An 11,626-nucleotide genomic window follows, 5' to 3' on the forward strand; every position below is an offset into this window, starting at 1 on the left:
GCTATCGCGTCGCAACAGGGGATTTCCCACGCCGGATCGGTTTTCCCCGGCGCGGATCGCCCTGGCTTGCGTGCGCAACGCCCGGAGTCTGACATTAACGCTTTGTGGACGACTCGATGCTGCTATAGGGTGTCAGGGTCATCGCGGGTCCTGAAAAGTGTTAACACTTGAGGGCCCGCGCTGAGGGGAAGCTCCGGACCGCCTGTGAGGCCATGCCCGTTGTCGCGGGCGCCGTCGCAGACCGGTCGGGTGCCTGAAGAATGGATGGCCTGCTCACGAATGGAATGAAGAATGTCGGATACGTCGACGAACGACACCATCGCGGGCGAGGCGGGCTTTGAGTTCCTCAAGGGGCATATCGCGGCCACAATGGCGCTCATCCACGGTCTGATCGCGCAGAATGCGCTGGACCGCAACGCGCTCGACGACTTTTTCACCGACTATCTGTCCAATCTTCCGCACACCCGGGAAACGCTCGCGCTGCGGCTTGTGATCGACCAGTGGCGGCAGGGGCTGCGCGAAGGGCACGACGAAAGCCAGTTGCGGCGCCACTTCCTCGAGGTGATCTCCGGCGGCCGCACCGGCGATTGAAGCGCGCGGGCGTCAGCGGACCGACATGGCGGCGACCCGTTCGGTCCAGCCGGCCTGCCGGCGTGATGCCGGGCCGATGCCGGCGCGCTCGCGGTTTCCACTCCTCGCGGTTTCCACTCGATGACACCCTGTGTTCTCCCGCGCGTCGAACTGTGCCCCGCGGTGAGGCGGACGCTCTCTGCGACAGGTTGTCCGAAACCCGCGCGGCAGGGCCGCTATCCCCGGCAATCGACGGCGCGCTCGTTCGAAAGTGCTTGGAAATGCGGGTCTTTCCGGTCTAACCTTCGGTCAGGTTGCCTCAGGGTGATCGGGGCGGCAATCTGTCGTCCGCCACACGATACGAAACGACCGAGGTTGCATCCGGAAACCGGACACATGGACAGGGCGTTTGTGTCGTCCGCTTCCCGTGTTCGATATCCAGCGATCCGACGTTTCGGACGTGCGTCGCGCATGCCCCCGCCATGGCGGGGGCGGCGAGAGGCGCCCGTTGCCAACAATCTGCTGCCATAAGAATGGGAGGCATTGCAGTGAACATGTTGAAATCCAAGGTTCTCGGGCTCGCGCTGGCCGGTGGCGTCGCTTTCGCCGGCACGGCTCAGGCGGAGACCTTCATCACCATCGGCACCGGCGGTCAGACCGGTGTGTACTATCAGGTCGGCGGCGCGATCTGCCGGCTCGTGAATCGCGGCTCCGCCGACCACGAGATCAAGTGCACGCATACGACCGGCGGCTCCGTGTCCAACATCAACGGCATCCGCGCCGGCGATCTCGACATGGGCGTTGCGCAGTCCGACTGGCAGTATCACGCCTACAACGGCACCGCGCCGGACCAGTTCCCCGATGGCAAGTTCGAAGAGCTGCGCGCGGTGTTCTCCGTGCATCCGGAGCCGTTCACCGTCGTTGCGCGGGCCGATTCCGGCATCGAGACCTTCGACGATCTGAAGGGCAAGCGCGTCAACCTCGGCAACCCGGGCTCGGGCGCGCGCGCGACCTTCGAGGTCGTGATGGAGAAGATGGGCTGGACGACCGACGACTTCGCGCTCGCCGCCGAGCTCAAGTCGGCCGAGCAGGCCGCGGCGCTGTGCGACAACAAGATCGACGCCATCGTCTTCACGGTCGGCCATCCGGCCGGCACCATCAAGGAAGCCACGACGGCCTGCGAATCCAAGCTGATCGACGTCGACAACGACGTCATCCGTCAGCTCGCGGCCGACAACGACTTCTACTCGATGGCGACCATTCCGGGCGGCATGTACACCGGGACGCCGGACGACACGACGACCTTCGGCGTCGGCGCGACCTTCGTCAGCTCCGCCAACACCTCGGCGGACGTGATCTATGAGGTTACCAAGGCGGTGTTCGAGAATTTCGACCGCTTCAAGAAGATGCACCCCGCCTTCGCCAACCTGAAGGAGGAGCAGATGATCACCAACAATCTCTCCGCTCCGCTGCATGAAGGCGCCGTGCGCTACTACAAGGAACGCGGCTGGATGTAAGCCGTCATCGCGGCGCGCGGACAAGGTTCGCGCGCCGCTTTTTCGTTCCGACCGGCGGGTCTTCGCGCGCGAGATCAGTTGCGCGCGGTGCGTCCAGGCTCTTTCGAGCGCCGGATTCCGGACAGTGATCATCCACGGACGTTTCCTTGCCCGCCGACAGCGCATGCGTCGGCCCGGCCCGGGATGTCTGGCGCGCGGGGGGATGCGCAATGACCGAACAGAACCGCGATCGGGCCTACAGCTCCGATGAACTGGAGGATCTGGTGTCCTCCGTCGACACCGGCGGGCGCAATCCGACGAACCGCAATGTCGCGCTGCTGATCGCCGGGGTCGCGCTCGCCTGGTCGCTGTTCCAGATCTGGATCGCCTCGCCCTTGCCCTACATCCTCAGCTGGGGCGTGTTCCCGAGCAGCGAGGCGCGGCCGATCCATCTCGCCTTCGCGATGTTCCTGGCCTACCTCGTGTTCCCGGCCTTCCGATCCTCGCCGCGCCGCCACGTGCCCGCCTACGACTGGCTGCTCGCGCTCGGCGCCACGGCCTGTGCGCTCTATCTCTTCGTGTTCGACACCGAGCTGATCGACACGCTCACCGGCTCGCGTCTGTCCGACCGGCCGAACAATCCGAACGGGCTGGATGTCTTCGTCGCCGTGTTCGGTATCCTCTTCCTGCTCGAGGCCACGCGCCGCTCCCTCGGACCGCCGCTGATGATCGTCGCGATGGTCTTCCTCGGCTACACCTTCCTCGGCCCCTATGCGCCCGGCATGCTGGCGTGGAAGGGCGCGAGCTTCAACGCGGTCGCCTATCACCAGTGGCTGTCGAGCGAGGGCGTGTTCGGCATCGCGCTCGGCGTGTCGACCGACCTTGTGTTCCTCTTCGTGCTGTTCGGCGCGCTGCTCGACAAGGCGGGTGCCGGCAACTACTTCATCAAGGTCGCCTTTTCGCTGATGGGCCACTTCAGCGGCGGCCCCGCCAAGGCGGCCGTCGTCGCCTCCGGCATGACCGGGCTGATCTCCGGCTCCTCCATCGCCAACGTGGTCACCACCGGCACCTTCACGATCCCGATGATGCGCCGGGTGGGCTTTGCCCGGGAGAAGGCCGGCGCCGTCGAGGTGGCGTCCTCGGTCAACGGGCAGATCATGCCGCCGGTGATGGGCGCGGCCGCCTTTCTGATGGTCGAATACATCGGCATTTCCTACTTCGAGGTCGTCAAGCACGCTTTCCTGCCGGCCGTCATCTCCTACATCGCGCTCGTCTACATCGTGCATCTGGAAGCGCTGAAGCAGGGCATGTCCGGCCTGCCGCGCGCCGGCGAGCCCAAGCCCTTCAAATGGGCGCTCCTGTCCTTCGGCATCACCATGGCGGTGATGCTCGCCGCCGCCAGCGGGATCTACTATCTCTTCCTGGCGTTCCAGGCGCTCGGGACGTCGGAAATGCGCGTTCTGGCGGTTCTCCTGGTGCTCGGCCTCGTGATCGCCTTCGTGCTGGCGGTGCGCGCGCGCACCGACGAGGGCACGCGCGGACGCGTGCTGTCGACCGGCGCGCTGGTGATCGGCATGTCGGTGATCGTCGCCTTCGGTCTGTTCTTCCTGATGGACGTGCTGCAGTCGCTGGCCGGCGACGCCACGATCTGGGTCGTCGCCGCGCTCATCGGCGTCGTCTATGTCGCGCTTCTGCGCTTCTGCGCCGCCTATCCCGATCTGGAGATGGACGATCCCAACGAGCCGGTCGTGCAACTGCCCGATCCGGGGCCGACGGTGAAATCGGGGCTGCATTTCCTGCTGCCCGTTTTCGTGCTGATCTGGTGTCTGATGGTCGAGCGGCTGTCGCCGTCGCTCTCCGCCTTCTGGGCGACGACGCTGATGATCTTCATCCTGCTCACCCAGCGCCCGCTGTTCGCCGCCTTTCGCGGCGAGGCGCTGACCGGCACGGTCGCGCAAGGGTGGTCGGAACTGATCGACGGCCTGATCGCCGGCGCCCGCAACATGATCGGCATCGGCATCGCGACGGCGGCCGCCGGCATCATCGTCGGCGCCGTGTCGCAGACCGGCGTCGGCTCCGTGCTCGCGGCGCTGGTCGAGTTCCTGAGCCAGGGCCAGATCCTGCTGATCCTGCTGTTCACCGCGATCCTCAGCCTGATCCTCGGGATGGGGCTTCCGACGACCGCCAATTACATCGTGGTGTCGTCGCTGCTCGCGCCGGTGATCGTGGCCCTGGGTCAGCAAAACGGCCTGATCGTGCCGCTCATCGCCGTGCATCTCTTCGTCTTCTATTTCGGCATCATGGCCGATGTGACCCCGCCGGTCGGCCTTGCCTCCTTCGCGGCGGCCGCCGTCTCCGGCGGCGATCCGATCCGCACCGGCTTCGTGGCCTTCTTCTATTCGCTGCGCACCGCGCTGCTGCCGTTCCTGTTCATCTTCAACACGGATCTGCTGCTGATCGACGTGACCTTCCTGGAGGGCGTCATGGTGTTCATCGTGGCGACCGCAGCGATCCTTGTGTTCACGGCGGGCGCGCAAGGCTTCTTCATCGCCCGCTCGCGGCTGTGGGAATCGGCGGCGCTCATTCTCATCGCCTTCACGCTGTTCCGTCCCGGCTTCTGGATGGACATGGCGGTGCCGCCCTACAGCCAGGTCGACCCGCTGGCGATCGAGCAGGTCGTCGGCGAGGTCGCGCCGGGAACGGAACTGCGCGCCACGGTCGACGGGTTCGACGCGGTGGGCGATCCGATCACGCTCACGATGATGATCACGGTCGGCGACGAGGCGACCGGCGCCGACCGGCTGGCGGCCTTCGGTCTGGAAACCATCGAGATGGACGGCAAGCTGGTGGTCGACATGGCGACCTTCGATTCGCCCGCGCAGGCCGCCGGCTTCGACTTCGACCAGACGGTCACCCGTCTCGAGGTGCCGGCGAACCAGCCGCCGCGCGAGCTGTTCTACATCCCCGCGCTGGCGCTGCTGGCGGGGATCTATCTTCTCCAGCGACGGCGGCGCGCCAGCGCGACCGCGTCGGCCACCCGCCTTGACACCGGGGAGACGACGGCATGAGCGTCCTGTTCAAGCATATCCTGGCCTGCGTCGACCTCGGCGATCCGGCCTCGGCGAAGGAGGTTCTGGCCTCCGCCCTGGAGATCGCCTCGCCGGACAGCACGCTGCATGTCTTCACCGCCGTACCGGACTTCGGCCGCAGCATCGTCGGCTCGTTCTTTCCGCGAGATTTCGAATCGGAGGCGCTGGAGAAGACACGCGCCGAGCTGCATGCCTTCATCGATGCCAATGTGCCCGAGGGCGTGCTGCATCAGGCCGTGATCGGGCACGGCAACATCTATGAGGAGATCTTGGCCTCGGCGGAGAATGTCTCCGCCGACCTGATCGTGATCGGGTCGCATCGTCCGGAGCTGAAGGATTATCTTCTTGGCCCCAACGCCGCGCGCGTCGTGCGGCACGCCGACATGTCGGTGCTCGTGGTTCGTCGTCGCTGACGCCTTTTGCTCCGCCGTCGACGATACGGGCGCGCGTGAGCAGCGGTGCGTGATCGGAGCGCCCATGCCTCCGCGCAGCAGGCCCCGCGCATTGCCCTCGCGGGACATGGCGCGCGGGCGGCCTCAGCCCTCGCGCGACAGCGCGTAGCGCTCGAACAGGCCGCGCAGCGTGCCTTCCACGAGCCAGGCCATGCCGATCCGGCTGCCGAGCGCAATGGAGAGCATCACGACGGGGGCGGAGACGGACAGCGTCGAGGCGGCGGTGATGCCCTGGCCGATGGTGCAGCCGAAGGCGAGCACGCCGCCGGTCCCCATCAGGAAGGCGCCGACGATGTGCCGGCGCAGCTCGCGCACGTCGTCGCAGGCTTCCCAGCGGAACTCCCGTTTGAACAGCGCGCCGGCAAGGGCGCCGGCGACGACGCCGAGGACCGAGCCGACGCCGAAGGTGATCGTCGCGCCGCTGTAGGTCATCAGATAGATCAGCGTGTCGCCGAGGGGACGGGCGAAGGTAAAGGATTCCAGCCGCTGCGGCGAAAACGGGTCGCTGCCGACAAGACCGGTCGCGGCCCAGCCGAAGGCCACCGCCGCCCCGACCGCGAGACCGCTGACCACGAGGCGCGGTTCGGCGCGGAAGGCCGCGTCGCGCAAGGCCCAGACCGCGAGCGCGGCGGCGACTGTGAAGCCGATGGCATGGCCCGTGTCGAGCCCGGTCGCCGCGTCGAACAGGGCGTCGAAGGCCATGCCGCCGCTGGCCTCGAAGGAGACGATCCACGGGTCGATGAGCGCGTGACGCAAAACGCCGGTGATGCCGTTCATCGCCATATAGGCCGATACGCCCATGACGAGAAAGGTGACCACGGCGCGCAGGTCGCCGCCGCCGATGCGCGCGAGGGTGCCATAGCCGCAGGTGCCGACCAGCGCCATGCCGATGCCGAAGGCGAGGCCGCCCAGCACCGCGCCGACCCAGGGAAAGCCGCTCGCCAGATAGATGGAATGGCGGAAATCGATCCAGCCGGCCGCCGCCATGGCCTGCGACAGAACCATCGCTGTCGCGATCGCAAGCGCCCAGCTTCGGAGCCGGCGCGTATCGTGGCCGAGGAAGGCATCCTCCAGCGCGCCGAGCGTGCAGAAACGCCCGACGCGGGCGGCGAGGCCGAGGACGACGCCGCCGGCAAAGCCGGCCAGCGCGACGAGTTGCGCGGTGCTCAGATCCATGGGCCGCGCCTCCCTCACGCAAGCCGTCCGGGTTCCGCCGCCATTCGATGTCAGGTCGGGCCGTCCTCAGACAGGCCCGCGCCGGGGTGCGCCCGCGAGACTCTACGGTCCGTTTCTGAAAGGCGCGCCGGTCAGTCGCGGCAGAACACGTCGTATACCTGCTCGATAATCCGACGCGCGTCGTCGTTTGCCAAGCGGTAATACACGGTCTTGCCTTCGCGGCGGGTGGTGACGAGCTTGTCCATGCGCAGCCGCGCGAGCTGCTGCGACACGGTCGGCTGGCGCAGCGAGAGCAGCGCCTCGAGCTCGGTCACGGATTTCTCGCCCTCGGCGAGAATGCAAAGAATGAGCAGGCGGCTTTCATGGGCGATCGCCTTGAGGAAGTCGCTCGCGGTCTTGGCCCGGTCGATGATCTTCTCCAGATCGGACGAGCATTCGAGATCCTGTACGCGCGGCAGGGGCACGACCGTTTCCTTCGTTTCGGCGGGTGGCGCGCTCGCTGGTCGCGCACCGGCCATCGTATCATCGACGGGACCAACGGGAACGGGATCAACGAGTTTTGCCTGTGCCATAGCGAACCCTGCCTGAAATCGTCAACCGGGCGCGGCGGGAGGAGGGGCCGCCCCCGACGTTTCGTCTACGTCCTCGTCGAGCTTTTCGATCATCTCGGCCAGCAGGCCCCAGAAGAAATCCTCGCCCGGATAGCCGCGGATGCGACCGACCTCGCGACCGTCGACGATGAGCGCGAAGCTCGGTGTGAAGACCTCCCTGCGCATCCAGGCGAGGTCTTGCGGCATGGGGTTGTGAATGTCGACGCGACGCAGTGGCGCACGGCGACCCTCTTCGGTCTTGGGATAGATCGGCGCGATCTCGGCATCCCAGCGGGCGCACCACTCGCAGGCCTTCTGCTCGAACATCACCAGCGTGGCGTCCTCCGCGCGCAAGGGCGACGCGCCGACAAGCGCGAAAACGGCGACGACCAGAACGGGCAGGGAGAAGCGCAAGGCGGCGGGGCGAAGGCGGACCATGGGACCTCGCAGGTCGACTGAAGGAGGCGGACGCAGAATAGCGCATTCCCGGTGGAACATATGCGAAAAACAGAATACGACTATGAGGCATCGGGTCACATTGTTGTGGGCGCGCTCACGGTGTCGTGTCCCCGATCACATTGTCACGGGACGGGCGGGGCGCCAATGTGTCCTGCGGCGGGCGGTGGCCCAATGCGAAAGGGTGCCGGCCTCGGCGCCTTGCGCGAGCCTCGCGCCACGTGGCATCGCTCTGCCGGCGCATGGCCCGGGGATCGGGGCGCAAGCGGGGCGGCGTGCGGGCACGCCGCGGGAAAACGGACAGGATCGGAAGCGGGAAGCATGTTTCAGGAAGTCACCCTCATCGGCGCGTTCCTTGCCGGCCTTCTCTCCTTCGTCTCGCCCTGCGTTCTGCCGCTGGTGCCGCCCTATCTGGGGTTCCTCGCCGGCGTGTCGCTCGACGAATTGACCGGGGAGGGCACCGAGCGCGCCGATCCGCGCCGCGTCTTCTTCGCTTCGCTCGCCTTCGTTCTGGGCTTTTCGACCGTCTTCATCGCGCTTGGCGCCAGTGCGTCCTACATCGGCCAGTTCGTCACCCAGCACATTCAGGTGCTTGGCTATATCGCCGGCGCCGTGATCATCGTGATGGGGCTGCATTTCCTCGGCCTGTTCCGCATCGGCCTGCTGTACCGCGAGGCCCGCGTGCATGTGGATCGCCGGCCGGCGGGTCTTGTCGGGGCCTATGTGATCGGGCTCGCCTTCGCCTTCGGGTGGACGCCCTGCGTCGGGCCGATCCTGGCCGCGATTCTCTTCGTCGCCGGCAGCGAGGAGTCGGTGGTGCAGGGCGCCGTGCTGCTCGGCTCCTACGCCCTTGGAATCGGCGTGCCGTTCCTGATCGCCGGGCTCTTCGCCGGGCCGTTCATGCGCTTCATGGCGCGCTTCCGGCGCCATATGGTGACCGTCGAGCGGGCCATGGGCGTTTTCCTCATCCTCACTGGTGTGGCCTTCATGACCGGTCAGATGGCCGCGCTCTCCTTCTGGCTTCTCGAGACATTTCCGGCACTTGCCGTCATCGGTTAAGGCGCCGCCTGATCCGGGCGATGGCGCATGCGGCATGCCACCAATGACGTATTCTCATAAATGAATATGTGAATTGAACACGGGCGGCGATCCTGTTACCGTTCCCCTGTGTCGCGATGTCGCGGCCGCACAAGAAAAACGATGCCGCAATGACCGGCAGAGGGAAGGAACGAAGCCCATGAAAGCCATTCGCCCGGGCGTGGCGGCCGCCTGCGCGGTCCTGTTGGGAACCGCGGTCGCAGCGGCTGACGGCACGAAATCCTATGAAGTCGTGGACGGAACGATCCCGCAGTCGCTGACCGGCAAGCCCGGAGACCCGGCGGCCGGAAAGCGCGCGGTGGTCGATCGCAAGCTCGGCAACTGCCTCGCCTGTCACGCGATTTCCGACCTTGCGGACCAGCCGTTCCACGGCGAGGTCGGGCCGCCGCTCGACGGCGTCGCGGACCGCTGGGACGAGGGCTCCCTGCGCATGCTCGTCGTCGACGCAAAGACAATCTACGATGGTACGATCATGCCGGCCTTCTACCGGGACGGCGGCTTTTTCCGCGTGAAGGACACCTTCGCCGGCAAGCCGATCCTGTCCGCGGACCAGGTCGAGGATGTCGTCGCCTATCTGAAGACCTTGAAAGAGTAGGCGGCGACAAGGCCATCGGCCGCGAAAGGCCGGTGCGGCGCAAAGGCAGGCGCGCATAGCGAGCGTGCGGACAAAACGAGGATGAGCACATGACAATCACACGACGTCAGGCACTCGCGTTCGGAGCCGGGGCGGCCGTGGTCGCCGTGACCGGGCTGCCGCGCGTGGGCCTTGCCGACACCGACAAGGTGCAGGCCGCGATCGACGCCTTCAGCGGCGGTGCCACGCCGGAACAGGCCATGGTGTCGCTGACCGCGCCGGAAATCGCGGAAAACGGGAACACCGTGCCGATCAGCGTGACGGTCGACAGCCCGATGAGCGACGACGACCACGTCACCGATCTGACGCTGCTGGCGGCCGGCAACCCGTCGCCGGGCGTGGCGACCTTCCACTTCACGCCGATGTCCGGCTACGCGGAAGCGACCACGCGCATGCGGCTCGCCCAGACGCAGGATGTCATCGCCCTGGCCAGGACGTCGACCGGAAAGGTCTACATCGACCGCAAGACGGTGAAGGTCACGATCGGCGGATGCGGCGGCTGATCCGCCACGCCCGCGCATCGCATCGCAAGTTCACAGGATGAGGAGGGCCTCATGGCCAGGTCGAAACCCCGCGTCAAGGTGCCGAAGACGGCATCGAAGGACGAAGTGATCACCATCAAGACCCTGATTTCCCACAAGATGGAGTCGGGTCAGCGCAAGGACGGCGACGGCAACGTCATTCCGCGCCAGATCATCAACAAGTTCACCTGCGAGTTCAACGGCAAGCCGGTGTTCTCTTGCGATCTGGAGCCGGCGATCTCGGCGAACCCTTACTTCCAGTTCAGCGCGAAGGTGCCGGAATCGGGAACCTTCAAGTTCACCTGGGTGGACGACGACGGCTCCGTTTATTCCACGGAATCCGACATCACCGTGGAGTGATCCGGCGGCGGCGGGACAGCGGACCCTGCCGCCCCCCTGTGGGAATTGACGGACCGGCCGGGAGGAGGGCCGGCCCGTCGCGGGATGGCGTGCCGGCCGGGGGTGTCGCGCCCATCGTCGGCACGGCGGGCGCGACGCAGGAACTGCCGCGCAGCCGTCCTGCACAACAACCAGACGAACCGCAAGGTTCGCACCGGAGGAACGACCGATGAGGAAACATGCGGGGCTGCTTGCAGCCGGAGCCGCCACGATGGCGCTTGCCATGACGGGAGGCGCGACGGCGGAGGAGAAACGGGTGGAAGCGAGCGACGGCGTCGTCTTCACCGTCAAGGCGGAGCCGCCGGAAGGCCATCCTCTGACCGAGGTCTTGTCGGGCTTTGAGTTCCGCAAGGAGGAGACCCAGGACATTCAGCTCGACGACTTCCAGAACCCGGGCTTCCTGTGGGTGGAGCGCGGCGAGGCGATCTGGAACACGGTCGAGGGGGAGGCCGGCAAATCCTGCGCCTCGTGCCATGGCGACGCGGAGGAGTCCATGAAGGGCGTCGGCGCGGCGATGCCGAAGTGGAACGAGGCGCTCGGCAAGCCGGTCAATCTGGAGATGCAGATCGACCTGTGCCGGACCGAGGAAATGGGCGCGCCGGCCTACAAGTTCGACGACGACGCGCAAAAGGCGATCGTCACCTATGTGCGCAGCCAGTCGCGCGGCATGCCCATCGACATCCAGACGGACGGTCCGATGGAAGCCTGGTGGGAGCGCGGCAAGGAGATCTACTACACGCGCTCCGGTCAGCTCGACATGGCTTGCGCCAATTGTCACGAGGACAACTACGGCAACCACATCCGGGCCGACTTCCTCAGCCAGGGCCAGAGCAACGGCTTTCCGACCTACCGGATGAAGAGCCAGGGCGTCGTATCGCTGCACAACCGCTTCAAGGGCTGCATGCGCGACGTGCGGGCCGAGCCCTACAAGCCGATGTCGGACGAGTTCCTGGCGCTCGAGGTGTATGTGGCCTGGCGCGGCACGGGGCTGACGGTGGAAACGCCGGCGGTGCGCAACTGAGCCTGCTCACGGGATGCGGGGTGCGGTAAGGCGCGCCCCGCCCAAGACACGAGACCGACGGACAGGACACCAGCGACACGCGGGTTGCATGGATCGCGGCGGTTGCGGCCCGCGACAACGGGAA

The 11,626-nt window shown here is 66.5% G+C and carries 12 protein-coding genes; 9 read left to right on the forward strand and 3 right to left on the reverse strand.

The features are described from left to right. Positions 1-291: 291 nt before the first annotated feature. The 4 genes from ABL312_RS06345 (at position 292) to ABL312_RS06360 (ending at position 5,568) form a co-directional block, all read left to right on the forward strand. Positions 292-591, forward strand: coding sequence for a hypothetical protein (locus tag ABL312_RS06345; protein WP_349360536.1), 300 nt, complete (start codon positions 292-294; stop codon positions 589-591). Positions 592-1,124: 533 nt separating this feature from the next. Next, a complete protein-coding gene (locus ABL312_RS06350; RefSeq protein ID WP_349361354.1) occupies positions 1,125-2,087 on the forward strand; it encodes a TAXI family TRAP transporter solute-binding subunit in 963 nt (320 codons plus the stop codon). Between the two features lie 209 nt (positions 2,088-2,296). Continuing rightward, positions 2,297-5,134, forward strand: coding sequence for a TRAP transporter permease (locus ABL312_RS06355; RefSeq protein ID WP_349360537.1), 2,838 nt, complete (start codon positions 2,297-2,299; stop codon positions 5,132-5,134). Continuing rightward, positions 5,131-5,568 (forward strand): universal stress protein, encoded by a 438-nt coding sequence (locus ABL312_RS06360; protein ID WP_349360538.1) that lies wholly within the window; start codon positions 5,131-5,133, stop codon positions 5,566-5,568. Before ABL312_RS06355 ends, ABL312_RS06360 begins: the two co-directional genes overlap by 4 nt. Before the next feature lie 123 nt (positions 5,569-5,691). Here the strand turns inward: ABL312_RS06360 and ABL312_RS06365 are convergent, their stop codons facing one another. From ABL312_RS06365 to ABL312_RS06375, 3 genes are all read right to left on the reverse strand, one after another. Continuing rightward, on the reverse strand, positions 5,692-6,783 hold the full coding sequence (locus ABL312_RS06365; RefSeq protein WP_349360539.1) for a YeeE/YedE family protein: 1,092 nt from the start codon (positions 6,781-6,783) through the stop codon (positions 5,692-5,694). Between the two features lie 131 nt (positions 6,784-6,914). Then, a complete protein-coding gene (locus ABL312_RS06370) occupies positions 6,915-7,247 on the reverse strand; it encodes a metalloregulator ArsR/SmtB family transcription factor (protein WP_349361355.1) in 333 nt (110 codons plus the stop codon). A gap of 129 nt (positions 7,248-7,376) precedes the next feature. Then, positions 7,377-7,811, reverse strand: coding sequence for a transcriptional regulator (locus ABL312_RS06375; protein WP_349360541.1), 435 nt, complete (start codon positions 7,809-7,811; stop codon positions 7,377-7,379). 339 nt (positions 7,812-8,150) lie between these two features. Here ABL312_RS06375 and ABL312_RS06380 point away from each other — a divergent pair, with 339 nt between their 5' ends. The 5 genes from ABL312_RS06380 (at position 8,151) to soxA (ending at position 11,502) form a co-directional block, all read left to right on the forward strand. Then, positions 8,151-8,888 (forward strand): cytochrome c biogenesis protein CcdA, encoded by a 738-nt coding sequence (locus ABL312_RS06380; RefSeq protein ID WP_349360542.1) that lies wholly within the window; start codon positions 8,151-8,153, stop codon positions 8,886-8,888. Positions 8,889-9,066: 178 nt separating this feature from the next. Beyond that, complete coding sequence (soxX, locus tag ABL312_RS06385; RefSeq protein WP_349360543.1) at positions 9,067-9,522, forward strand: sulfur oxidation c-type cytochrome SoxX; 456 nt, start codon at positions 9,067-9,069, stop codon at positions 9,520-9,522. A gap of 89 nt (positions 9,523-9,611) precedes the next feature. Further along, the gene (gene soxY / locus ABL312_RS06390) at positions 9,612-10,064 is read left to right on the forward strand and encodes a thiosulfate oxidation carrier protein SoxY (RefSeq protein ID WP_349360544.1); all 453 of its coding nucleotides are present in this window, start codon (positions 9,612-9,614) and stop codon (positions 10,062-10,064) included. A gap of 51 nt (positions 10,065-10,115) precedes the next feature. Continuing rightward, on the forward strand, positions 10,116-10,442 hold the full coding sequence (gene soxZ / locus ABL312_RS06395) for a thiosulfate oxidation carrier complex protein SoxZ (RefSeq protein WP_349360545.1): 327 nt from the start codon (positions 10,116-10,118) through the stop codon (positions 10,440-10,442). A gap of 208 nt (positions 10,443-10,650) precedes the next feature. After that, positions 10,651-11,502 carry a sulfur oxidation c-type cytochrome SoxA gene (gene soxA / locus ABL312_RS06400; protein WP_349360546.1) on the forward strand — a complete coding sequence of 284 codons (852 nt, stop codon included), beginning with the start codon at positions 10,651-10,653 and terminating at the stop codon, positions 11,500-11,502. Positions 11,503-11,626: the final 124 nt, after the last annotated feature.

Origin of the sequence: Stappia sp. (assembly GCF_040110915.1) — a bacterium.
GTDB lineage: Bacteria > Pseudomonadota > Alphaproteobacteria > Rhizobiales > Stappiaceae > Stappia.